21 protein-coding genes are annotated in these 22423 nt (G+C 69.8%); 16 read left to right on the plus strand and 5 right to left on the minus strand.

Annotation, left to right across the window (positions count from 1 at the left end; all coding sequences use genetic code 11):
- Window positions 1-5 precede the first annotated feature (5 nt).
- Entirely contained in the window at window positions 6-1535 is a 1530-nt protein-coding gene (locus AACH10_RS15560) for a sensor histidine kinase (protein WP_341411366.1), read from the minus strand.
- A gap of 138 nt (window positions 1536-1673) precedes the next feature.
- Window positions 1674-2345, minus strand: a complete 672-nt coding sequence (locus tag AACH10_RS15565) for a response regulator (RefSeq protein WP_341411367.1) — start codon at window positions 2343-2345, stop codon at window positions 1674-1676.
- A gap of 205 nt (window positions 2346-2550) precedes the next feature.
- Between AACH10_RS15565 and recA the strand changes: the two genes are divergently transcribed.
- The 13 genes from recA (at window position 2551) to AACH10_RS15630 (ending at window position 16707) form a co-directional block, all read left to right on the plus strand.
- Window positions 2551-3597: a recombinase RecA gene (gene recA / locus AACH10_RS15570; RefSeq protein WP_341411368.1), complete on the plus strand. Its 1047-nt coding sequence runs from the start codon at window positions 2551-2553 to the stop codon at window positions 3595-3597.
- 14 nt (window positions 3598-3611) lie between these two features.
- The gene (locus tag AACH10_RS15575) at window positions 3612-4196 is read left to right on the plus strand and encodes a regulatory protein RecX (RefSeq protein WP_341411369.1); all 585 of its coding nucleotides are present in this window, start codon (window positions 3612-3614) and stop codon (window positions 4194-4196) included.
- Between the two features lie 249 nt (window positions 4197-4445).
- Complete coding sequence (gene sucC / locus AACH10_RS15580; RefSeq protein WP_341411370.1) at window positions 4446-5606, plus strand: ADP-forming succinate--CoA ligase subunit beta; 1161 nt, start codon at window positions 4446-4448, stop codon at window positions 5604-5606.
- 17 nt (window positions 5607-5623) lie between these two features.
- Entirely contained in the window at window positions 5624-6523 is a 900-nt protein-coding gene (sucD, locus tag AACH10_RS15585) for a succinate--CoA ligase subunit alpha (protein ID WP_341411371.1), read from the plus strand.
- 249 nt (window positions 6524-6772) lie between these two features.
- The gene (locus AACH10_RS15590; protein ID WP_341411372.1) at window positions 6773-7465 is read left to right on the plus strand and encodes a TerC family protein; all 693 of its coding nucleotides are present in this window, start codon (window positions 6773-6775) and stop codon (window positions 7463-7465) included.
- Between the two features lie 366 nt (window positions 7466-7831).
- Entirely contained in the window at window positions 7832-8512 is a 681-nt protein-coding gene (locus tag AACH10_RS15595; RefSeq protein ID WP_341411373.1) for a TerC family protein, read from the plus strand.
- Window positions 8513-8672: 160 nt separating this feature from the next.
- Window positions 8673-9548 carry a serine/threonine-protein kinase gene (locus AACH10_RS15600; protein ID WP_341411374.1) on the plus strand — a complete coding sequence of 292 codons (876 nt, stop codon included), beginning with the start codon at window positions 8673-8675 and terminating at the stop codon, window positions 9546-9548.
- Between the two features lie 74 nt (window positions 9549-9622).
- On the plus strand, window positions 9623-10408 hold the full coding sequence (locus AACH10_RS15605) for a Stp1/IreP family PP2C-type Ser/Thr phosphatase (protein ID WP_341411375.1): 786 nt from the start codon (window positions 9623-9625) through the stop codon (window positions 10406-10408).
- A 72-nt stretch (window positions 10409-10480) separates the two neighbouring features.
- Complete coding sequence (locus AACH10_RS15610; protein ID WP_341411376.1) at window positions 10481-11188, plus strand: FHA domain-containing protein; 708 nt, start codon at window positions 10481-10483, stop codon at window positions 11186-11188.
- Window positions 11189-11441: 253 nt separating this feature from the next.
- Window positions 11442-12212: an MBL fold metallo-hydrolase gene (locus AACH10_RS15615; protein WP_341411377.1), complete on the plus strand. Its 771-nt coding sequence runs from the start codon at window positions 11442-11444 to the stop codon at window positions 12210-12212.
- A gap of 194 nt (window positions 12213-12406) precedes the next feature.
- Window positions 12407-12859, plus strand: a complete 453-nt coding sequence (locus AACH10_RS15620; RefSeq protein WP_341411378.1) for a pilin — start codon at window positions 12407-12409, stop codon at window positions 12857-12859.
- 90 nt (window positions 12860-12949) lie between these two features.
- Window positions 12950-14701, plus strand: a complete 1752-nt coding sequence (locus AACH10_RS15625) for a phosphoethanolamine transferase (protein ID WP_341411379.1) — start codon at window positions 12950-12952, stop codon at window positions 14699-14701.
- Between the two features lie 299 nt (window positions 14702-15000).
- The gene (locus AACH10_RS15630; RefSeq protein ID WP_341411380.1) at window positions 15001-16707 is read left to right on the plus strand and encodes a PglL family O-oligosaccharyltransferase; all 1707 of its coding nucleotides are present in this window, start codon (window positions 15001-15003) and stop codon (window positions 16705-16707) included.
- Between the two features lie 34 nt (window positions 16708-16741).
- On the opposite strand, the gene moaC is transcribed toward AACH10_RS15630, so the two are convergent.
- Window positions 16742-17224 (minus strand): cyclic pyranopterin monophosphate synthase MoaC, encoded by a 483-nt coding sequence (gene moaC / locus AACH10_RS15635; RefSeq protein WP_341411381.1) that lies wholly within the window; start codon window positions 17222-17224, stop codon window positions 16742-16744.
- Between the two features lie 70 nt (window positions 17225-17294).
- Between moaC and AACH10_RS15640 the strand changes: the two genes are divergently transcribed.
- Complete coding sequence (locus AACH10_RS15640; protein ID WP_341411382.1) at window positions 17295-18968, plus strand: M48 family metalloprotease; 1674 nt, start codon at window positions 17295-17297, stop codon at window positions 18966-18968.
- Between the two features lie 45 nt (window positions 18969-19013).
- On the opposite strand, the gene AACH10_RS15645 is transcribed toward AACH10_RS15640, so the two are convergent.
- Window positions 19014-19373, minus strand: a complete 360-nt coding sequence (locus AACH10_RS15645) for a phage holin family protein (protein WP_341411753.1) — start codon at window positions 19371-19373, stop codon at window positions 19014-19016.
- A gap of 314 nt (window positions 19374-19687) precedes the next feature.
- Here AACH10_RS15645 and AACH10_RS15650 point away from each other — a divergent pair, with 314 nt between their 5' ends.
- Complete coding sequence (locus tag AACH10_RS15650; protein WP_341411383.1) at window positions 19688-20128, plus strand: SWIB/MDM2 domain-containing protein; 441 nt, start codon at window positions 19688-19690, stop codon at window positions 20126-20128.
- Between the two features lie 73 nt (window positions 20129-20201).
- On the opposite strand, the gene AACH10_RS15655 is transcribed toward AACH10_RS15650, so the two are convergent.
- On the minus strand, window positions 20202-21131 hold the full coding sequence (locus tag AACH10_RS15655; RefSeq protein WP_341411384.1) for an amidohydrolase family protein: 930 nt from the start codon (window positions 21129-21131) through the stop codon (window positions 20202-20204).
- Between the two features lie 150 nt (window positions 21132-21281).
- On the opposite strand from AACH10_RS15655, the gene AACH10_RS15660 reads away from it, so the two are divergent.
- A complete protein-coding gene (locus AACH10_RS15660) occupies window positions 21282-22355 on the plus strand; it encodes a GGDEF domain-containing protein (protein WP_341411385.1) in 1074 nt (357 codons plus the stop codon).
- Window positions 22356-22423 lie beyond the last annotated feature (68 nt).

Raw genomic sequence — 22423 nt, forward strand, 5'->3', positions numbered from 1 at the left:
GGTGCTCAGTCGGCTTGGGGCGGCCCAGCGCTCGACTGAGCCGCGTCTGCCACCGTCGGGCCCCAGGCCACCAGCGGAAAGCGCACCGTGAACAGCGCCCCCGGCGCCTGGCCCTGCGCCATCGCCACACTGCGTGGACGGGCGTCGGCGATGCTCATCTCGGCGCCATGCTGCTGCACGATCTCGTTGACGATGGCCAGGCCCAGGCCGCTGCCGTCGGTGTTGGTGCCGAGTGCGCGGTAGAAGGGCTCCAGCACCAGCGCGCGCTCGGCCTCGGGGATGCCCGGGCCGGTGTCCTCCACCTGCAGCACCACCACCTGGCCGAACGGGTCGTCCATCACGCGCACCGTCACCGTGCCCCCGGCCGGGGTGTACTGCAGCGCGTTGTCTACCAGGTTGCGCACCAACTCGCGCGCCATCACCGGCTGGCCCAGCAGGCGGCCGTGCAGTGCCGCGTCGGCCTCGGGGCCCTCGTAGCCCAGGTCGATGCGCTTGTCCATGGCCTTGGGTACGAAGTCGCGCACCGTCTCGCGCGCCAGCTCCACCAGGTTCACCGTCTCGGGCTGGCGCGCCAGCGTGCGTGCCTCGGCACGCGCCATGGCGAGCAGCTGGTTCACCATGTGCGCGGCGCGCTCGCTGGAATGCGCGATGTACTGCAGCGAGCGGCCCAGCGACTTGGCGTCCTGCTGGCCGGCGTCGATCTCGCGCTGCGCCAGCTCGGCCTGCATGCGCAGGCCGGCCAGCGGCGTCTTCAGCTGGTGCGCGGCATCGGCCAGAAAGCGCTTTTGCGTGCGCATCGACTGGTCCAGCCGCGCCAGCAGATCGTTGATGGCGCTGACCAGCGGCGCCACCTCCTCGGGCACGTCGCGCTCGGGCAGCGGCGCCAGGTCATGCGGCTCGCGGCGGCGGATGCGCTGCTGCAGTTCATTGAGCGGCTTGATGCCGCGCGCCAGCGCAAACCACACCAGCAGCACGGCCAGCGGCAGCACCACGAACTGCGGCACGATCACGCCCTTGATGATCTCGGTGGCCAAGCGCGAGCGCTTGTCCAGCGTCTCGGCCACCTGCACCAGCACCGGCAGTTCGCCCGGCACGCCGGTGGGCGGCAGCCACAGGTAGGCCACGCGCACGCCGTCGCCTTGCAGCTCGTCGTCGCGCCAGCGCAGCTCCTGCGGCGCGGCGGGGGTGTCCTCGGGAACCGGCAGGTTGCGGTCACCGGCCACGAATTCGCCCCGCGCCCCCAGCACCTGGTACAGCACGCGTTCGGCGTCGTCGGTGCGCAGCACCTCGCTGGCCACCTCGGGGTGGCGCAGCCGGATGGTGCTGGCCTTCTCGATGCTGCCCGGCTCCACCACCACCTGCCGCGCCACGGTGCGCGCCATGGCCGCCAGCTCACGGTCGAAGGGCCGGCTGGCGATGCTCTGCGCCACCAGCCAGGTCAGGGCCACGCTCAGCGGCCACAGCAGCAGCAGCGGCGCGAGCATCCAGTCGAGGATCTCGCCGAAGAGCGAGCGCTGTTCGCGGGGGGTGTCCATGGTGATGCGTGGCAGGATAACGCCCGGCCGTTCGCACAGCGCGAACCCAACCCAGCGATCGCCGCGGATCCGGCTCTGCCGGGCCGCTCGCGATGCCCCCTTGAGGGGGAAGCGCCGCAGGCGCCTCGGGGGTGGGCCTCAGTTCGGAATTTTCTCGAGGCAATAGCCCAGCCCCCGCACCGTGGCGATGCGGATCGGCCCCTGCTCGATCTTCTTGCGCAGGCGGTGGATGTAGACCTCGATGGCGTTGTTGCTGACCTCTTCGCCCCACTCGCACAGGCGCTCGACCAGCTGGTCCTTGCTCACCAGCCGGCCGGCGCGCTGCAGCAGAACCTCCAGCAGGCTCAGTTCGCGGGCCGACAGTTCCACCATCTGGTCGCTGATGTACGCCACGCGGCCGGTGGCGTCGAAGGTCAGGGGCCCGTGCTTGATGACGTTGGACGCCGCGCCCAGGCCGCGCCGCGTCAGCGCGCGCACGCGCGCCTCCAGTTCCTGCAGCGAAAACGGCTTGGCCATGTAGTCGTCGGCGCCCAGGTCCAGGCCCTTGACACGCTGCTCCACCGAATCGGCCGCGGTCAGGATCAGCACCGGCACCGCCGAGCCGCGGCCGCGCAGCTTGCGCAGCACGTCGAAGCCATGCATCTTGGGCAGGCCCAGGTCGAGGATCAGCAGATCGAACTCGTGCGCCGCCAGCGCCGCATCGGCCTCGCTGCCGCTGCCCACCTGATCCACCGCGTAGCCGGTGGCCCGCAGCGAGCGCAACAATCCGTCGGCCAGCACCTGGTCGTCTTCCGCGATGAGAATCCGCATCTTCGTCTCCTGCTGGTGCCCTGCCGTGACCAGAACCCGGCGCGCACCGGCCGGCTGGACTCGAATTGATTCTAGGCAGCCCGACACTTGCACATCCTGACAGCACGGCCCGGCGCGGGTTCATCTGCACTGTGGACTTGACCAGGCTGTTCAAACATACAGTAACTCGGCTATCATCGGGCCACGTACCCGAGGAGAGCCCACCATGGACGCACCCGTGAAAGCACTGAACACCGAAAAAGCCAAGGCCCTGCAAGCCGCCCTCGCCCAGATCGAGAAGCAGTTCGGCAAGGGGTCCATCATGCGGCTGGGCGACGGCGAGGCCGTCGAGGCGCTCGAGGTCGTCTCCACCGGCTCGCTGGGCCTCGACATTGCGCTGGGCGTCGGCGGCCTGCCGCGCGGCCGCGTCGTCGAGATCTACGGCCCCGAGTCCTCGGGCAAGACCACGCTCACGCTGCAGGTCGTGGCCCAGATGCAGAAGCTGGGCGGCACCTGCGCCTTCATCGATGCCGAACACGCACTCGACACCGCCTACGCGCAAAAGCTCGGCGTCAACCTGCAAGAGCTGCTGATCAGCCAGCCCGACACCGGCGAGCAGGCGCTCGAGATCGTCGACGCCCTGGTGCGCTCCGGCTCGGTCGACCTGGTCATCGTCGACTCGGTGGCCGCGCTCACCCCCAAGGCTGAACTCGAAGGCGAGATGGGTGACAGCCTGCCCGGCCTGCAGGCCCGCCTGATGAGCCAGGCCCTGCGCAAGCTCACCGCCACGATCAAGAAGACCAACTGCATGGTCGTCTTCATCAACCAGATCCGCATGAAGATCGGCGTGATGTTCGGCAACCCCGAAACCACCACCGGCGGCAATGCGCTCAAGTTCTACAGCTCGGTGCGCCTGGACATCCGCCGCACCGGCAGCATCAAGCGCGGTGAAGAGGTCATCGGCAGCGAGACCAAGGTCAAGGTCGTCAAGAACAAGGTCGCGCCTCCGTTCAAGACCGCCGAGTTCGACATCCTCTACGGCGAAGGCACCAGCCGCGAGGGCGAGATCATCGACATGGGCGTCGAGGCCAAGATCGTCGACAAGTCCGGCGCCTGGTACGCGTACAACGGCGAGAAGATCGGCCAGGGCAAGGACAACGCCCGCGAGTTCCTGCGCGAGAACCCCGACATCGCGCTGGAAATCGAAAACAAGGTGCGTGAGGCCCTGGGCGTGCCGCTGCAGCCCGGCCCGGCCGGCGACGCCGAGGCCTGAACCCAGGCACCGGGGTGCCGCCGCGTCCCGCCTCGCTGAAAGTGCGCGCGCTGCAATGGCTGGCGCAGCGCGAGCACAGCCGCGCCGAATTGCGCGCGCGGCTGCTGCGCGCCGCCGCCGGCCGACCGGTGCCGCCACCCGCCGTCAGTGCGCCGGGTTGGGCGGCCCCGCTCGAAGGCCCGGCGGGCGACGGTGATACCTTCGCGGCCGATGCCCCCGACGATGATTCGCAGGCGGGCGCTGATCCGGTCGATCACGCCCCCGAGGTCGATGCGCTGCTCGACTGGTTGAGCGCACGCGGCTACCTGTCCGACCAGCGCTTCATCGACAGCCGCATCCACACCCGCCAGGGCCGCTACGGCAACCTGCGCATCGAGCGCGAACTGGCCCAGCACGGCCTGGCCCCCGACGCCGACACCCGCCAGCAACTGCGCGACACCGAACTGGCCCGCGCCCATGAGGTCTGGCAGCGCAAGTACGGCGCGCCCGCGGCTGACCCCGGCGAGCGGCTGCGCCAGATGCGCTTTCTGGCCGGCCGAGGCTTCTCGTCCGACGTGGTGCGGCGCGTCATCCGCGGCCTGACCGACGACGAGGCCTGAAGCCTCCGGAGCCCCCCCATCCAGGGGCCCCCTCCAGCGCCTGCCAACCCGTCTTCACGACGTGCCGAAACGGCACAAGCGCAATGCCCGACTGCGCCACCGCGACACTCGTTCGGGTTTTCCGCAGTGCAACATGATAAATTGCGCAGGTTTGCTCGCCCCGCCTCGGGCGCCGGGCCAACACCGGGCTTGCCCACGGCGCGCCGTGCGCAGGCAGCACAAAGTTCTCTCGACAGCCAAGAGCCCACGATGAAAATCCACGAATACCAAGGCAAGGAAATCCTGCGCCAGTTCAATGTGCCGGTGCCGCGCGGCATTGCGGCGTTCTCGGTGCAGGAGGCGGTGGAAGCCGCGCAGAAGCTGGGCGGCCCGGTGTGGGTGGTCAAGGCGCAGATCCACGCGGGCGGCCGCGGCAAGGGCGGTGGCGTGAAGGTCACCAAGACGCTCGACGGCGTGAAGGACTTGGCCGGCCAGATCCTGGGCATGCAGCTCAAGACCCACCAGACCGGCCCCGAAGGCCAGAAGGTGCGCCGCCTGTACATCGAGGAAGGCGCCGACATCGGCAAGGAGTACTACGTCTCCCTCGTCACCGACCGCGCCTCGCAGAAGGTCGCCTTCATCGCCTCCAGCGAAGGCGGCATGGACATCGAGGAAGTGGCCCACGCCACGCCCGAGAAGATCACCACCGAGCTGATCGACCCGCTCACCGGCCTGGGTGACGCGCAGGCCCGCAAGATCGCCGAGGCCATCGGCCTGAAGGGCGTGTCGGTCGACCAGGCCGTGCCGCTGTTCCAGAACCTGTACCGCTGCTACATGGACACGGACGCCAGCCTGGTGGAGATCAACCCGCTGAACTGCGACAGCAAGGGCAACCTGATCGCGCTGGACGCCAAGTTCAACTTCGACGCCAACGCGCTGTTCCGCCACCCCGAGATCGTGGCCTACCGCGATCTGGACGAGGAAGATCCGGCCGAGGTGGAAGCCAGCAAGTTCGACCTGGCCTACATCAGCCTGGACGGCAACATCGGCTGCCTGGTCAACGGCGCCGGCCTGGCCATGGCCACGATGGACACCATCAAGCTGTTCGGCGGCGAGCCGGCCAACTTCCTGGACGTGGGCGGTGGCGCCACGGCCGAGAAGGTGACCGAGGCCTTCAAGATCATGCTGAAGAACCCGGACGTCAAGGGCATCCTGGTGAACATCTTCGGCGGCATCATGCGCTGCGACACCATCGCCGAGGGCGTGATCACGGCCTGCAAGGCGGTGAACCTGGGCGTGCCGCTGGTGGTGCGCATGAAGGGCACCAACGAAGACCTGGGCAAGAAGATGCTGGCCGACAGCGGCCTGCCCATCATCGCCGCCGACACGATGGCCGAAGCCGCGACGAAGATCGTCGCCGCCGTCAAGTAAGCCCAGGAGAACACGACATGTCCATCCTCATCAACAAGGACACCCGCGTCATCACGCAGGGCATCACCGGCAAGACCGGCCAGTTCCACACCAAGGGCTGCCAGGCCTACGCGAATGGCAAGAACGCCTTCGTGGCGGGCGTGAACCCGAAGAAGGCTGGCGAGAGCTTCGAAGGCATTCCCATCTACGCCAGCGTGAAGGAAGCGGCCAGCGCCCAGGGCGCCACGGTCAGCGTGATCTACGTGCCGCCGGCGGGCGCCGCGGCCGCGATCTGGGAAGCGGTGGAAGCCGACCTGGACCTGGCGATCTGCATCACCGAAGGCATTCCGGTGAAGGACATGCTGGAAGTGCGCAACAAGATGAAGGCCAAGGAAGCGGCCGGCGGCAAGAAGACGCTGCTGCTGGGCCCGAACTGCCCGGGCCTGATCACGCCCGAAGAGATCAAGATCGGCATCATGCCGGGCCACATCCACCGCAAGGGCCGCGTCGGCGTGGTCAGCCGCTCGGGCACGCTGACCTATGAAGCCGTGGCGCAGCTGACCGAGCTGGGCATCGGCCAGTCCAGCGCCGTGGGCATCGGCGGCGACCCGATCAACGGCCTGAAGCACATCGACGTGATGCGCCTGTTCAACGACGATCCGGACACCGACGCGGTGATCATGATCGGCGAGATCGGCGGCCCCGACGAGGCCGAGGCCGCGCGCTGGGTGAAGGCGAACATGAAGAAGCCGGTGGTGGGCTTCATCGCCGGTGTGACCGCCCCTCCGGGCAAGCGCATGGGCCATGCCGGTGCGCTGATCTCGGGCGGCGCCGACACGGCCGACGCCAAGCTGGCGATCATGGAGGAGTGCGGCTTCACCGTCACCCGCAACCCCAGCGAGATGGGTCGCCTGCTCAAGGGTCTGCTGAAGATCTGAGCCCCGGCGCACCAACGGCGCCGCTGAGGCGCCGCGACCGGTGACACCTATTCAACGACAGCCACCTGCGGGTGGCTGTCGCGCTTTCGGGCGCCGGCGTCCGCCTTCAGACGCCCGCCAACGCCATCGCCACCGCTTGCGTAGTTTTACGAACGGTGGCGGGCCCTGCGCTTCCTACACTTCCAGGTTGCCCCGTGCGGCGCCGCGTGCGCCGATCCACGGGACCACAAGACCGCCGGAGAGACTTCCATGGACCTGATGTCCGCCGCATTCTGGGCCGCGCTCGGCTCGATCATCCTTGCCAACATCCTGCTGTCGGGCGACAACGCGGTGGTCATCGCCCTGGCCGCCCGCTCGTTGCCCGAGCACCAGCAGAAGAAGGCCATCTTCTACGGCAGTGCCGCCGCCATCGTGATGCGGATCGGCCTCACGCTGCTGGCCGCCGAGATGCTGAAGTGGCCCTACCTGAAGATCATCGGCGGCGTGCTGCTGGCCTACATCGGCGTGTCGCTGCTGCTGGAAGACGATGGCGACGGCGATGTCGGCAGCGACAAGAGCGGTGGCCTGATGGCCGCCGTGCGCACCATCCTGGTGGCCGACCTGGTGATGAGCCTGGACAACGTGCTGGCCGTGGCCGCTGCGGCCAAGGGCGACACCACGCTGCTGGTCATCGGACTGGCGATCAGCATCCCGCTGATCATCTTCGGCAGCACCATGCTGCTGAAGGTGATGGAGCGCTTCCCGGTCATCATCACCATCGGTGCCGGCCTGCTGGGCTTCCTGGCCGGCGAGATGATGCTCACCGACCCCGCCGTCGCCCAGCACCTGGGCAGCGTGCCGCACTGGGTGGTGCAGGCGGCCGGCGCCCTGGGCGCCCTGGGCGTGGTGGCCGTCGGCCTGCTGCTGCAGCGCCGCCAGGCTGGCCACACCGCCGAGGCCTGAGCCCGGCCACCGCGGCGGGTGCGTGACAAGACACCGCCCGCCGCCCCCCGGTGATGCTGCGAAAGGCCCGCAGTTTCCCAGGCTCTGCTGTTTTCTGGCCTAATCCTGCCCCAGAAGGGGAGTAGCCCCCCAGTTCGCCGCCGGTGCGCCCGCACCTTGCGGCCTGGGTCGGCGGGTCGTCAATACGAAGCATTGCTTCCGGCCCGTCGGGCGGTGTGCCATCCAGGCACCGCCGGGCAAGACCTTCGACGCGTGCACCGCCTGGCGTGCATCGGGTCGAAGGCCGCGGTCCCCCCCGCGCATCTGGCATCCGATCTCCGAGCGCTGCCGCGTCGCCACAACGACTCGACACCTTCCGGAGATTCCATGACCCTGTTTTCCCCCGACTGGTTCGCCGCATTGGCAGCCATCGTCCTGATCGACCTGGTGCTCGCTGGCGACAACGCCATCGTCATCGCCCTGGCCGCGCGCAACCTGCCCGACACCCTGCGCAAGCGCGCGGTGCTGTGGGGCACGGTGGGCGCCATCGTCGTGCGTGCCGCCATGACGCTGGTGACGCTGTGGCTGCTGAAGATCCCCGGCCTGATGCTGGCCGGTGGCCTGGGCCTGGTGTGGATCGCCTACCGCCTGCTGGTGCCGGCCGACGATGGTGACGACCATGGCACGCCGGCCGCCAGCTTCTGGGGCGCGATGAAGACCATCGTCATCGCCGACGCGCTGATGGGCATCGACAACGTGCTGGGCGTGGCTGGCGCGGCCCATGGCGACATGACCCTGGTGATCCTGGGCCTGCTGATCAGCGTGCCCATCGTGGTGGCTGGCAGTTCGGTGGTGCTGCGCCTGATCGACCGCTTCCCGGTCATCGTGCAGCTGGGCGCCGCGGTGCTGGCGTTCACAGCGGCCAAGATGATCGTCGCCGAGCCGCTGCTGGACGCCGTGTTCGACCCGCATGCGCTGGCCCGCTGGGCGCTGTATGCGCTGCTGATCGCCGGCGTGCTGCTGGCCGGACGCTGGGCGCAGGCCCGCCGCCAGCCTGCCGAGACCTGAGACGCAACGGCGGCGCCCACGCCGTCCCCCGCCCACGTGAGCGGCGGATGACCGCAGGCCTGCGCCTGTGCTAACGTGCCCCGGCCATCCATCACCGGGCGTCACGGGAGGCGCAGTGGCCTGGTTCTCGTTTCTTCGTCGCGAGTCTGCCGCGCCAGCCATGGCGCGGCCGCTGCCCCTGCTGGCCGGGCGCTACCGCATCGGCTCGCGCCTGGGCGGCGGTGCCGTGGGCGAGGTCTACGAGGCGGTTGATCTACGCACCGGCGCGTCGGTGGCCGTCAAGCGCATCCCGCTGGGTGCCGACATCCCGTCGGCCGAGCGCGCCGAATGGCTGGCCCGCCTGCACCGCGAGGCCGACATCTCCCGCCGCCTCGAGCACCCCGACATCCTGGCCGTGCACGAGGCCGGGCTCACCGCCCACGAAGCCTGGCTGGCGATGGAGCGCGTGCACGGCAACGACCTGAGCCGCTACACCCAGCCCAGCCGCCTGCTGCCCGAAACGCTGGTGCTGCGCATCGGCGCGCGCGTGGGCGCCGCGCTGGCGCATGCGCATGCGCGCGGCATCGTGCACCGCGACCTGAAGCCGGCCAACGTGGTGGTCGACCTGGGCACCGGCGTGCTCAAGCTGATCGACTTCGGCGTGGCCCGCGTCGACGACGCCGCGCAGACACGCACCGGCATGACGCTGGGCACGCCGGCCTACATGGCGCCCGAACAACTGGCCGGCGCGCCCGCCAGCGCCGCCACCGACACCTACGCGCTGGGCGTGATGCTGTTCGAGCTGCTGGCCGGCCGCCGCCCGCACCAGGCCGACACCCTGGGCGAACTGCTGCGCTCCACCCACCGCGAGGCGCCGGCGCGCCTGGCCGTGCTGCGCCGTGACCTGCCGGCCACCGTGGTCGCGTCGGTCGAAAGTCTGCTGGCCCGCGAGCCCGAACAGCGCCCGACCGACCTGGCCGACTGGGCGGCCAACCTGGCGGCGCTGGCCGCCGTGATGGCGCGCGTTCTTGCGCCGGATGTCGCGTTCCGACTGTAGGGGGCCGCGATGATCCCCCGTGGCTTCCGATGCAAAATCGCCCGCTCCCCCGGCCCACGCGCGCAGCGCCCAGCATGACCTTCGAGTTCTTCCACGCCGTCGACACGGGTCGCTCGCGCACCAACAACGAGGACTCGGTGGCGGTGGACGAAGGCAATGCGCTGGCCGTTCTGGCCGACGGCATGGGCGGCTACAACGCTGGCGAAGTGGCCAGCGGCATGGCCACCAGCTTCATCTGCACCGAGCTGGGCCGCTGGCTGGCCCAGGCCGCACAGCGCGCCAGCGACCTGGAAGTGCGCCGCGCGATGGACATCTGCGTGGACAACGCCAACCGCGCCATCTTCAACGCCGCCAACGCCAACCCGCAGTACGCCGGCATGGGCACCACACTGGTGGTGGCGGTGTTCCGCGAAGGCCAGCTGCGCCTGGGCCATGTGGGCGACTCGCGCGCCTACCGCTGGCGCGGCGGACAGCTGACGCAGATCACGCGCGACCATTCGCTGCTGCAGGAGCAGATCGACGCCGGCCTGATCACCCCCGAGCAGGCGGCCTTCTCGGCCAACAAGAACCTCGTCACCCGCGCCGTGGGCGTGGAGGACACGGTGCTGCTGGAAACCCATCTGCACGAGCTGCAGCCGGGCGACGTCTACCTGATGTGTTCCGACGGCCTGTCGGACATGCTCGATGACCCGATGATCGCGCGCCTGTTGCAGACGCACGACGCGCTGCCGGCCGCCGGCAAGGCGCTGATCGACGCGGCCAATGAGGCAGGTGGAAAGGATAATATCGCTCTCATACTCGTGCGGGTAGCGGGAGGGACCGCGGCGCCCGGGCGTCCGTGGTGGAAGTTCGGCCGCTGACGCGGCAGTTCTGCAGCGATGCAGGCGTTCTCGAGCCCATCCCGGGCTGGATGAAAACGTAGAAGGTCAAGCATGGGCAAGCTGGTGGTGTCTCTCGACGGCGTGGTGATCAAGGAAGTCCAGATCACCAAGGACAAGACCACGCTCGGCCGGCGGCCCTACAACGACATCGTCATCGACAACCTCGCCGTCAGCGGCGAGCACGCCGTGCTGCAGATGGTGGGCAACGACGTCTTCATCGAAGACCTCAACAGCACCAACGGCACCTACATCAACGGCAAGGCGATCAAGAAGCAGCTGCTGGCCCACAACGACACGGTCGAGATCGGCAAGTACAAGATCAAGTTCCTGGTCGAGGAAGGTGGCGACTTCGAGAAGACCATGATCATGCGGCCGGGCGGCAGCACCGGCGTGCCGCCGCACCCCTCGTACCTGCAACCGGCCGGCGCCAGCCCGGCGGGCGTGTCCAGCCCGATGGGTGGCATGGGCGGCCTGAGTGGCGCAGCGGCCTTGGCCGGCACCACCGCGTCGATCAAGGTGCTCACCGGCGCCGCCGCCGGCCGCGCCGTCACGCTGACCAAGGTGGTCACCACGGTGGGCAAGCCTGGCGTGCAGGTGGCATCGATCACCCGCCGGCCCAACGGCTACGTGCTGGCCCATGTGGAGGGCCAGCAGCGCCCCACGATCAACGGCGTGCCCATCGCCGGCGACACCGCACCGCTGCACCACGGCGACCTGATCGAGCTGGCCGGCACGCAGATGCAGTTCGTGCAGGGCTGAGCGCCCTGCCGCGGCCAGCGGCGGCACGTCTCCCGGCCACGTGATCGACTTCACATCGCCGCGCTCCGCACGGCACGCAGTCGTTCAGGTCGTGGACAACTGAGCGGCCTCAGGCTTGCATCCGCCGCAGGGGGCGGCGACGATCGCGCCACCGCCGCGGCTCGGCTCGCCGACGCGCGACGGACCCGCCACCCACCCCGGCTGGCACCCTTCGCAATCGTTCCCGCCCGCCCGGATGGCGGCTCCGTCCTCCATGCAGATTCGCGTCCTGGGCTGCTCTGGCTCCATTGCCGCAGGCTGCCGCACCACGGCCTTCCTGCTCGACGACGACGTGCTGATCGACGCCGGCACCGGCGTGGGCGATCTCACGCTCGATGAACTGGCCGGCATCCAGGACATCCTGCTCACCCATTCGCACCTTGACCATGTGCTGGGTGTGCCGCTGCTGGCCGACAGCGTGATGCGCCGCCGCACCGGCCGCCCGCCGATCCGCGTGCACGGCCTGCCGGCCACGCTGGACGCCCTGCGACAGCACCTGTTCAACGGCCAGATCTGGCCCGACTTCACCCGCCTGCCGTCGGCCGAGCGGCCCATCCTGACCCTGCATCCGTTCGACACCGGCGAGGTGCTGAACCTGGGCGCGCGCCGCGTCGAGGTGCTGCCGGCCCAGCACACCGTGCCGGCCGTGGGCTTCGCCGTGCTGGCCAGCCAGGGCGCCTGGGTGTTCACCGGCGACACCGGCCCGAACGAGGCCCTGTGGCAGCGGCTGGCCCAGATGCCGGTGGCCCACCTCGTCATCGAAACCGCCTTCCGCAACGACGAGCACCGCCTGGCGGCGCTGAGCCGCCACCTGCACCCGTCTGCGCTGGGCCAGGAACTGGCCCGGCTGCAGGACGGCAGCACCGTGTGGATCACCCACATCAAGCCGGGCGAGCTGGACACGGTGATGAGCGAGATCACCGCCCTGGCGCCCCGCCACAGCGTGCAGGCCCTGAGCGCCGGCCAGCGCCTGACACTGACGTGATGCGGCAGGGGTGACGAAAAACGTCACCCGACCGACGCGCCGTGTGACACAACGCGGCACCCCGACCGGCCCGGTCGTGAAGAAACACCGCGCCAGACCCCTGAACCCCTCACATCCGGTGTTGGCACGCGTCCTGCGATGAAGCACTCGTCGTCCCCACCCACCCGTTTCCGTTCCACCCGAGGAGCTGCACCATGAAGCGCAATCTGCAACAAGGTTTCACCCTGATCGAACTGATGATCGTCGTCGCGATCATTGGCATCCTGGCCGCCGTGGCCCTGCCGGCCTACCAAAGTTATGTCACCAAGGCAGCCTACTCGGAAGTGATTGCCGGCGCGGCGAACTTCAAAAAGGGCGTGGAGATTTGCTACAGCCAGACGAATGCGCTGGCGGACTGCGGCACGCCGGGATCGAATGACGTTCCGAGCAACATGACCGCCACCACCACCGGCGCACTCAACAAGGTCGAGACCGGCGCTGGTGGCGTGCTGACCATGACGCCGAATGCCTACAAGGGCATCGACGCCGGCGACACCTGCGTGATGACGCCTGCGGCCGGCAATGGTCGAATCACTTGGACCTTCAGCGGTGCATGTGTGACAAAGGGCTACGTGAAGGGCGCCGCCGCCACCGGCACAGGCACCTGATCTCGGTTCCCATCAACGCGTGAGTTTCAAGGGGGCTTCGGCCCCCTTTACGTTTTGCACAGGATGTCTTTGCGACACGCACGCTGGCGCATGCCCTTGGCTGTTGCGCTGCTGTTTGCACCCACTCTGCTCCCGGCCATCGCCTGGTTGGTCGTTCGACATCCGACGGACATCGTCGGACTGAGTCCCAGGGTGGATGACATCGGGGGGCCCTGGTTCGTCTTGGGCCTTTCCGTGGTCTGGTTGGTCGGGCCGCTGGCGCTGTTTGGGCGCTCGCGTTTGGCGGTGTGGGCGCTGGCCCCCTTTGCTCTGCTGGCGGTCCCAGAGGCCTTCTACCTGCTCAAGTTCGGGCAGCCATCCGGGCCACATGTCTACGGCGTGCTGGCGGAAACCCACGCGGACGAGGTTCTGGCCTGGTTGGGGCCTTGGTGGGGCTGGGTACTCCTGACCATCATGGTGTCGATCGCAGCCACGGTCTGGGCCTGTCGACAATGGTGGATTGCAGATTGGCATTGGCAACATCGCTCACGCCTATGGTGCATAGGGGGCCTGGCCGCCATGCTGCTGATGGTCATCGCATTGGTTCTGGCGGAGGGGCAGATCGCGGACGCCCGTGACCTGGAGGAGCTGCCATCTGATCCGTTGACGGAGGATCGTGAGGGCCTGGCAGCCCGGTTGGAGGACAGCTATCCATGGGGCTTGCCGCTGCGCCTTGCACGCTTCGGTCATCACTTGCGCCGCGTTGAAGCTCGCGCGCAAGCCGTGGGTCGTCTGGACGTGGGGGTGCGCTGGATCTCACCCGCACAACAAGACACGCCCGCGGTACATGTCTTGGTGATCGGAGAGACGGCACGGCCCGATCGCTGGGGTCTGTTTGGTGGTGCTCGCGATACGACACCAAGACTCATCGCCCGCTCCGGCATCATCGCCTTCTCGGATGCGGTTTCAGCCGCTGCCGCGACACGGGAGTCTGTGCCACTCCTACTGACTGCAAGTGAGGCGTATGACGCACCCTCGTTGATGGTGGCATTTCGCCAAGCCGGTTTCCGAACCCATTGGCTCAGCACGCAAGGCGCCGCGGGAACGCACGAAACTCCTATCGCCGTGCTGGCACATGAGGCCGATGAACACTTCTATGCCAACCCGGTCGATTACAAAGGACGAGGCGCCCTCGATGGCGCACTGCTTCCACGCCTGAAGGAGATCTTGTCCAGGCCCGAGCCACGCAAGCTCATCGTCTTGCATACCCTTGGCAGTCATCTGCACTATGCCCACCGATACCCGCCCGAGTTTGAGCATTTCGTGCCCGCCCTGGCCTCGAGCGACCGGCCTGACATCTGGCACGACAGACACACACCAGCGCTGATCAATGCGTACGACAACTCGGTCAGGTACACGGATTGGTTTCTCGACGCCGTGATTGCCGAACTTCAAGGCACGGGACTGTCGGCCACCCTGATGTTTGTGGCTGACCACGGAGAGGCCTTGTTCGATGGCCAGTGCAGGCGCGCAGGTCATGGATTCGCGGCTGAGGTCAATTACCGTGTGCCGATGTTCTTCTGGTTGTCCGACGCCTGGCAGGCAGCCAACCCGCAACGCACCCGCGCGCTGCGGGCAAACCGGGATCAACCCGTCTCCGGTCGCTCTGCATACGCCACCATGACCAGGCAGGCGGGATTCAACGTCACCAAACCAGGCGCATTCCCAGACCTTGGCAGCGTCCCATACACCCCGCCAGTGCGTTGGACCCTCCACCACGGGAACTTCGATCGTGACCTGCGCGGTCGCAGTTGCTCCGGCCCCTCCCCGAAGCTTGCTCAGGTGGGCGCCAGCGCCCACTAGATGCCTCAAGGCCTTCGTCGCAGCCTGCGCGAGACGGCCAATTCTTGAGGGCAGAGGCCCCCTCCAACAGAGGCCATGTGTGCAGAAGGCTGGCTGCTAGCATCCGACCGCGATTTCACGAATCAGCAGATGGCAACAGCCTCAGGCGCCTGTGCTGACCAACGCAGACGCTGGACCCCTCAAGACCCGGCGCGTTCACTGCAGTTCCTGCCATCGCTGCGTTCCACATGCACCCCTCCATCCCGCGCCCTTCCTCGCTCGCTCCCTCACTCTGGCTCGCCGCCCTCCTCGCCTGCTGCGTGCCCACGCTGCTGGCCTACAACGCCCCGCCTTCGGCCACGCTGCTGAACCAGTGCGTGGCGGTGGCGGCCTGGGGGGCGTGGGTGCTGGTGCTGGCGCCCGCGCGCTGGCCACGGGGTGCGGGGTCGTTGCTGGCGGTGCTGGGTGTGCTGGGGGTATCGGCGCTCAGCGCCTGGTGGCTGGGTGCGCTGCCCCGCTCGCTGAGCCTGGCGGCGGCCGGCCTCATCGCCGCGGCCGCCTTGCTGGTGGGCACCGGTGCCGATGCCGCTCGGCGGCATGAGGGCCCGGCGCTGTTCGAGGCCTTTTGTGTGGGCCTGCTCGGGGCCGGCCTGGCCAGCACGGTGGTGGCCTGGGTGCAGGTGTTCATGCCGGGCTGGGCCGATGGCAGCCTGATCGCCACCAGCGGCCTGCCGGGCCGCGCGGTGGGCAACCTGCGCCAGCCCAATCACCTGTGCAGCCTGCTGCTGTGGGCCATGGTGGCCGCCGTGGCGCTGCATGAGCTGGGACGGCTGCCGCGCCGCGCGCTGGCGGCCGTGGTGGCGCTGCTGGTGGTGGGCGTGGAACTCACGGCCTCGCGCACCGGCGCCGTCGGCCTGGGGGTGCTGATGCTGTGGGGCCTGCTGGACCGTCGCCTGTCGCGCACCGCGCGCTGGACGCTGGCAGCCACGCCGCTGCTGTATGCGCTGGCCTATGGCGCGATGGCCTGGTATGGCGAGCTGGCGCACCAGGCGCTGGGCGCCGAGGCGCGTATCGATGCAGGCGGCCTGGGCGATGGTGGCAGCCGCAACGGACGCAGCAACATCTGGCGCAATGCGCTGGCACTGATCCAGGCCCAACCCTGGCTGGGCGTGGGCTTCGGCGAGTTCAACTTCGCCTGGACGCTGACACCCTTCCCCGGTCGGCCCACGGCCTTCTTCGACCACACCCACAACCTGATGCTGCAGCTGGCGGTGGAACTGGGCCTGCCGCGCGCCGGGCTGGTGCTGGCCCTGCTGGCCTGGGCGCTGTGGCAGGGCGGGCGGCGAGCCATGGCGGCGCCAAGCGCAGCCGGCAGCGCCGGGCGTGCGGCGCTGGTGCTGGTGCTGCTGGCCGGCCTGCACAGCCTGGTGGAGTACCCGCTGTGGTACGCCTACTTCCTGCTGCCGGCCGCCTTCGCCTGGGGCTTCGTGCTGGGCCTGCCCGATCCGGCCGCTGGCCTGCAGCCCAGCCGGGCGGCCGAGCCGTTGCCGCGCGGGCCGGGCCTGGCGGTCGGCCTGGCGCTGGGCCTGGCCATGATGCTGGGCGGTGCGCTGGCGCTGCTGGACTACCGCAGCGTGGTCGTCATCTACGCACCCCCGCCGGGCAGCACCCCGCTGGCCGAGCGCATCGAACGGGGCCAGCGCAGCCTGCTGTTCGCCCATCACGCCGATTACGCGGCATCCACCAACGAGGTGCCGGCTGCCGCCCGCGCGCTGGGCCTGGCGCGCGGCACGCACTCGCTGCTGGACACGCGCCTGATGATCGCCTGGGCGCAGCACCTGCACGCGCAGGGGCAGGAGACCCTGGCGCAGGGCGTGGCGGCACGGCTGCGCGAGTTCGACAACCCCGAGGCGGACGACTTCTTCGCCCCCTGCGAGGGCGGTAAGACGACGGGCTTTCCGTGCCAGCCGCCGGCCAGCACGCCCGGCTGGCGCGACTACCTGCCTGCGGCAACCGCCGGGCGCTGACGGCGCCGGGCGCGTGCCCGGCCACGGCTCAAGTTCAGGCCAGTGCCACCCAGTGCCCGCTCTTGCCGCCCTGCTTCTCGACCAGGCGGATGCCGGTCATCTCCATGCCCTTGTCGGCCGCTTTGCACATGTCGTACACGGTGAGCAGACCGACCTGAACGGCGGTCAGGGCTTCCATTTCCACGCCGGTGCGGCCCACGGTCTCGGCCGTGACCTCGATGTGCACCGCGCTGGCCGGCTCGTCGAGGCGGAACTCGACCGCCACGCGGGTCAGCGGCAGCGGATGGCACAGCGGCACGAGTTCGGCGGTGCGCTTGGCGGCCTGGATGGCGGCGATGCGCGCGATGCCGATCACGTCGCCCTTCTTGGCCGTGCCGCCGGCAATCAGCGCCAGCGTGGTCGGCAGCATGCGGATGGTGCCCACGGCGCGCGCCACGCGGTGCGTCTCGGTCTTGGCGGCCACATCCACCATGTGGGCCTGGCCTTGGGCATCGAAATGGGTCAGCGGCGAGGTCATGGCAGCGAGCAACGGGCGGGCAATGAAGGGGTGCGATGATAGGCGACGCCGACTTGCACCGAGGCTCCGCTTGAACGCTCACCCAGCCCTGCCCACCCTGCTGCCCCGGGGCCTGGCCAGGACGCGCCGCGCGCTGTGCGCGCTGGTTTCAGCAGGCTTGCTGATCGGGGCTGCATCGCCGCTGCAGGCGCAAGGCGCCGCTGGGCCGGCACCGGCCCTGCGCCTGCCGGCCCTGGGCGAGTCCGCCTCCGACGAGTTCGGCCTCAGCACCGAAAAGCGCGTGGGCGAGCAGATCATGCGCGAGATCCGCCGCGACCCCGACTACCTGGACGATCCCATCCTGCTGAGCTACCTGCAGGGCCTGTGGCAGCCGCTGGTCAAGGCCGCGCAGGCGCGTGGCGACATCGGCGTGGACACGGCCACGCTGTTCCCGTACGAGGCCTTCCTGGTGCGGGACCGCAGCGTCAACGCCTTCGCGCTGCCCGGCGGCTACGTGGGCGTGCACCTGGGGCTGATCGCGCTCACCGCCAGCCCCGACGAGCTGGCCTCGGTGCTGGCGCACGAGCTCTCGCACATCACGCAGCGGCACATCGCGCGCAGCGTCAGCGCGGGTTCGCGCAGCAGTTCACTGGGCCTGGCGGCCATGCTGCTGGGCCTGCTGGTGGCCGGCCGCTCGGGCAATGTCGACGTGGCGCAGGCGGCCATCGCCGGCGGCCAGGCGGCCATGGCGCAGTCGCAGCTGAACTTCTCGCGCGACATGGAGCGCGAGGCCGACCGCAACGGCTTCGCGCTGCTGGGCGACGCCGGCTTCGCGCCCTCGGGCATGGCCGGCATGTTCGACAAGCTCGACCAGTCCAGCCGCCTGAACGACAGCGGCGGTTACCCCTACCTGCGCAGCCACCCGCTCACGGTTGACCGCATCGGCGAGGCGCGCCAGCGCGTCGAGACCAACGGCAGCGTGGTGCTGCCGCCGCCCACGCTGCGTCACACGCTGATGCAGGCCCGCGCCAAGGTGCTGATGGACCCGTCGGTGCAGGCCCTGCGCCGCCTGCAGGACCTGGATCTGCGCGCCGCCGAAACCAGCCTGCCGCTGGCCGAGCGCCTGGCCGCGGCCAGCGCGGCCGCACTGGCCTCCACGCAGCTGCGCGACTTCGCACGCGCCGAGCGCGCCGCCCGGCTGATGACCGCCCTGCAGGCCGCGGCCGCGCCGGGTGCCGTGGATGCGGCCTCGCAGCGCGACCTGCACCAGTTCGCGGCCGAGGTGGCGCTGGCGCGTGGCGACGTGGCCGCGGCCCGCACGGCGCTGCTGCCCGACAGCGCTGATGCCGGCCGCGCCAGCCTGCTGCTGCGCGCGCGCCTGGCGCTGGCCGAGGGCCAGCCCGCGGCCTTGCGCACCAGCGCCGAGGCCCTGCAGACCTGGCTGGCCGAGCACCGGCAGGACAGCAGCGCCTGGCAGCTGATGGCCCAGACCAGTGACCGCCAGGGTCAGAAGCTGCGCGCCGTGCGCGCCGAGGCCGAGGCACAGGCCGCGCTGGGCAACCTGGGCGGCGCGATCGACCGCCTGCGGGCCGGCCAGCAGCTGGCGCGCAGCGGCCAGGTAGGGCTCGACTTCATCGAGGCCTCGGTGATCGACGCGCGCCTGCGCGACCTGCAGGGCCAGCGCCGGCAGCTGATGGCCGAGCAGCAACAGCAGGGCTCGCGCGGCAGCCGGCCCGACAGCGGCGACAACCACCTGCAGCACTGAGCGCGCGTCGGGCGGCGAACGCCTTCCGGCGTCCGTCGTCCTGACTCAGAACTCGTTGCGGGTGAACAGGCGCTCGATGGCCACGTCGATGACCATGCCGCACAGGCTGTAGATCAGCGAGCCGATCAACGCCGCGCCAAAGCCAGTGACGTTGAAGCCGTCGAGCACGCCAGCGGCTGACCAGAACATCAGCGCGTTGATCACGAACAGGAACAGCCCCAGCGTGACCAGCGTGACCGGGAAGGTCAGCACCACCAGCAGTGGCCGCACCAGCGTGTTGAGCAGGCCCAGCACCAGCGCCGCGACCATGGCCGCGCCAAAGCTGGCCACGGTCACGCCGGGGTAGAGGTGGGCCACCAGCAGCAGCGCGGCCGCCAGCAGCATCCATCGCACAAGCAGCTTCATCATGGTCGCGAGCATAGCGCCGGCCGGGCCTGCGGCCCATGCGCGACGTGGGTTGCGCACCCTCGGCGGCATACGGGTGACGGTATGACAAAAGCAGGCTGGCACGGCCTGCCCGTGCCCAGGTGATGCCTGGCGGCGACAAAAGCGCTCTCCACAGGGCGCCAAAGCGGGTTTTACGAGGGAAAACAGCTTCTCAGCCCCATGGGGTGGCAGTACCATTGCAGCTGCAGAGGCCACAGAGAGAAGCGCGGGTTCATGCAACCCCCGACCCAGGCCCCGGCACATCAACCACTCACGTGATGGAGAGTATCCAGATGGCAACTGCGAAGAAGGCCGCTCCGGCCAAAAAGGCGGCTCCGGCGAAGAAGGCCGCGCCCGCTGCGAAGAAGGCGGCTCCGGCCAAGAAGGCCGCCGCTCCGGCGAAGAAGGCTGCGGCCCCGGCCAAGAAGGCCGCCGCGCCCGCCAAGAAGGCTGCTGCTCCGGCCAAGAAGGCCGCCGCCAAGAAGCGCACGCCCAACGCCGCCTTCATGAAGTCCCTGACCCCCAGCGCCGCCCTGGCCGCCGTGATCGGCGACAAGCCGCTGCCGCGCACCGAGGTCACCAAGAAGGTGTGGGAATACATCAAGAAGAACGGTCTGCAGGACAAGGTCAAGAAGACCATGATCAACGCCGACGCCAAGCTGAAGGAGATCTTCAAGCAGGCCCAGGTGTCGATGTTCGAGATGACCAAGCTGATCAACTCGCACCTCAAGTGATGCCTCGCGCGGTGCCTCGGTCAACGAGGCCCGCCGATCGCCACACACACGGCCGGCTTCATGCCGGCCGTTTTCATTCCGGCAGGCCGAAGAGCCGCGCGCCGTTGCCCCAGGCGATGCGCCGCGCTGAATCCGCCGGCAGGCTGCCCAGCCAGCGCCGCGCCTCGGCCATCAAGGCCTCGTAGGCGCCCCAGCGCGGGTTGATCCAGGTGTCCGAGCCGACCAGGAAGCGCGTGTCGAACTCGCGCAGCAGCGCCTGCCATTCGGGGCTCAGGCGGCCCTCGCCATCGGTCAGGCCGGGGCGGTACGACAGCTCGCCCATCAGCGTGGGGTGGCGCTGCAGCAGCGCGCGCACGCGCGCAATGGGCACGCCACCGATGCCGGTGTGCGCCCACACCAGGCGCGCCTGCGGCGCATGGGCCATCAGGCGCTCGATGGCATCGTCGTCCACATGCGCCAGCACCACCAGGCCGCGCGCCTGCGCCAGCTGCATCAGGCGGCGGGCGATGGGGCCGTCGGCATTGCGGCTGTCGTAGAGGTGGAACTCGCCCAGGCCGCGAAAGGGCCCCGCGCGCGTGCCGGCGGCCAGCTCCTGCTGCACCATCGTGGCGATGGTCTCGTCGGCGAACCAGCCGGTGTAGTCGGCGCGGTTGCGGTACAGGCGCACGAAGGGCACCACCGTCACACCGGCCGCACGCGTGGCCTCGGTGGCTGCGGCCAGTGACTTGGTGCCGTCGTTGGGCCGGCTGTTGGCCACCACGGCGCGCACGCCGGCACGCTGCATCATCGCCAGCACCTCGGCCACCGGGTAGGGGCAGTCGGCGCCCAGCGCGCAGGCCTCCTCGTTGTAGTGCAGGTGGGCATCGAACAGCGGGCCGTCGTAGGCCGTGCCTGCGGCCACCTGCGCTGCCTGCGCCGCCAGCACCGGCCAGGCCAGCGCCAGCACCGACAGGCGGGCCCGGCGCAGCGCACGGGCGGTGAACAGGCGTGATGCAGGGCGCATGGCGTGCTCCAGTTGGCGTTGGGCCGGCCCGGGCACGCTGCCGCGGGGCTTCAGCACCGGCCGAGGCTGCCGAAGATACGCCAATGGCCGATGGCCGCCCGCGCGCCGCGACCGGGCGCATGGCCGACCCGCCGTACACACCCCGCCGTCATGCAGTACCCCCACACCCCCGAGCGCAGCACCGAGCTGCTGCGCCAGGCCTTGCCGCTGATGTCGCGGCAATCCGCCGCGCTGCACCCGATGAGTTACGCGGTCTGGTATGCCTACGTGGCCGACACCGCCTCACCGCTGCGGCTGGAGGTCGACCACCACCTGGCCCAGCGCGGCTCGCTGGACGAGGCCACCACGGCGCAGCTGTTCCACCGCTACCTGGCCGAGCATGATCCGCAGACGATGCAGCGTGTCAGCGAGGGCCTGCGGCAGCTGATCGGCGGCATGTCGGCCCACGCCGCACTGGCCAAGGACCAGACCTCGCGCTACGGCCTCACGCTCGAACGCATGGCGGCCGAGCTGGCCGAGGCGGGCGATGGCGGCCTGCCGCCCGACGCCGATGCCGACGCCGCCGGGCACCCGCCGGCCATGCTGGAGGAGCTGATGGCGCACACGCGCCAGATGCAGACCGACATGGCCCGGCTGCAGCAGCGCCTGGCCGACAGCCAGCGCGAGATCGACCAGCTGCGCCACGAGGTGCAGCGGGCGCGCGAGGAATCGCAGGTGGACGCGCTCACCGGTCTGCCCAACCGCCGCGCCTTCGACCGCCGCCTGGGCGCCGAGCTGTCGGCCAGCGCAGGTGGCGCAAGCGGCGCCGACGCACGCCGCCCCTGCCTGCTGATGATGGACCTGGACCACTTCAAGCGCATCAACGACAACTACGGCCACCCCTTCGGCGACCAGGTGCTGCGCGCCGTGGCCCAGGTGCTGCAGGCCGTGGTGCGCGAGCCCGCGCTGGCCGCGCGCGTGGGCGGCGAGGAGTTCGCCGTGCTGCTGCCCGCGGCCACGCTGGACGAGGCCCTGGCGCTGGCCGAGAAGCTGCGCGCCACCGTGGCCGGCAGCCGCGTGCGCCGCAAGGGGCACGAGGCACCGATCGAGCGCATCACCCTGTCGCTGGGTGCGGCGGTGTGGCATGCCGGCGAGGCGCCCGAGGCGCTGATCGACCGCGCCGACCGTGCGCTCTACACCGCCAAGGCGGCCGGCCGCGACCGCGTGGCGGTGGCCGACCACTGAGGCCAGCGCAGCGCCCGCCACCGAGCGACCCCTGGGCCCACCACGGCGGCCACGCGGCGTCCAGCCGG

The organism is Pseudaquabacterium inlustre (genome assembly GCF_038066595.1).
Lineage (GTDB): Bacteria > Pseudomonadota > Gammaproteobacteria > Burkholderiales > Burkholderiaceae_C > Pseudaquabacterium > Pseudaquabacterium inlustre.

Bases quoted from the DNA above. Each gene is read 5' to 3' on its own strand.
- AACH10_RS15590 (WP_341411372.1), top strand. From the start codon at position 6,773: ATGGACCTGATGTCCGCCGCATTCTGGGCCGCGCTCGGCTCGATCATC.
- sucD (WP_341411371.1), top strand. From the start codon at position 5,624: ATGTCCATCCTCATCAACAAGGACACCCGCGTCATCACGCAGGGCATC.
- AACH10_RS15595 (WP_341411373.1), top strand. From the start codon at position 7,832: ATGACCCTGTTTTCCCCCGACTGGTTCGCCGCATTGGCAGCCATCGTC.
- AACH10_RS15625 (WP_341411379.1), top strand. From the start codon at position 12,950: ATGCCCTTGGCTGTTGCGCTGCTGTTTGCACCCACTCTGCTCCCGGCC.
- AACH10_RS15650 (WP_341411383.1), top strand. From the start codon at position 19,688: ATGGCAACTGCGAAGAAGGCCGCTCCGGCCAAAAAGGCGGCTCCGGCG.
- AACH10_RS15655 (WP_341411384.1), bottom strand. From the start codon at position 21,131: ATGCGCCCTGCATCACGCCTGTTCACCGCCCGTGCGCTGCGCCGGGCC.
- sucC (WP_341411370.1), top strand. From the start codon at position 4,446: ATGAAAATCCACGAATACCAAGGCAAGGAAATCCTGCGCCAGTTCAAT.
- AACH10_RS15560 (WP_341411366.1), bottom strand. From the start codon at position 1,535: ATGGACACCCCCCGCGAACAGCGCTCGCTCTTCGGCGAGATCCTCGAC.
- recA (WP_341411368.1), top strand. From the start codon at position 2,551: ATGGACGCACCCGTGAAAGCACTGAACACCGAAAAAGCCAAGGCCCTG.
- AACH10_RS15620 (WP_341411378.1), top strand. From the start codon at position 12,407: ATGAAGCGCAATCTGCAACAAGGTTTCACCCTGATCGAACTGATGATC.
- AACH10_RS15565 (WP_341411367.1), bottom strand. From the start codon at position 2,345: ATGCGGATTCTCATCGCGGAAGACGACCAGGTGCTGGCCGACGGATTG.
- AACH10_RS15605 (WP_341411375.1), top strand. From the start codon at position 9,623: ATGACCTTCGAGTTCTTCCACGCCGTCGACACGGGTCGCTCGCGCACC.
- AACH10_RS15610 (WP_341411376.1), top strand. From the start codon at position 10,481: ATGGGCAAGCTGGTGGTGTCTCTCGACGGCGTGGTGATCAAGGAAGTC.
- AACH10_RS15660 (WP_341411385.1), top strand. From the start codon at position 21,282: ATGCAGTACCCCCACACCCCCGAGCGCAGCACCGAGCTGCTGCGCCAG.
- AACH10_RS15645 (WP_341411753.1), bottom strand. From the start codon at position 19,373: ATGAAGCTGCTTGTGCGATGGATGCTGCTGGCGGCCGCGCTGCTGCTG.
- AACH10_RS15615 (WP_341411377.1), top strand. From the start codon at position 11,442: ATGCAGATTCGCGTCCTGGGCTGCTCTGGCTCCATTGCCGCAGGCTGC.
- moaC (WP_341411381.1), bottom strand. From the start codon at position 17,224: ATGACCTCGCCGCTGACCCATTTCGATGCCCAAGGCCAGGCCCACATG.
- AACH10_RS15600 (WP_341411374.1), top strand. From the start codon at position 8,673: ATGGCGCGGCCGCTGCCCCTGCTGGCCGGGCGCTACCGCATCGGCTCG.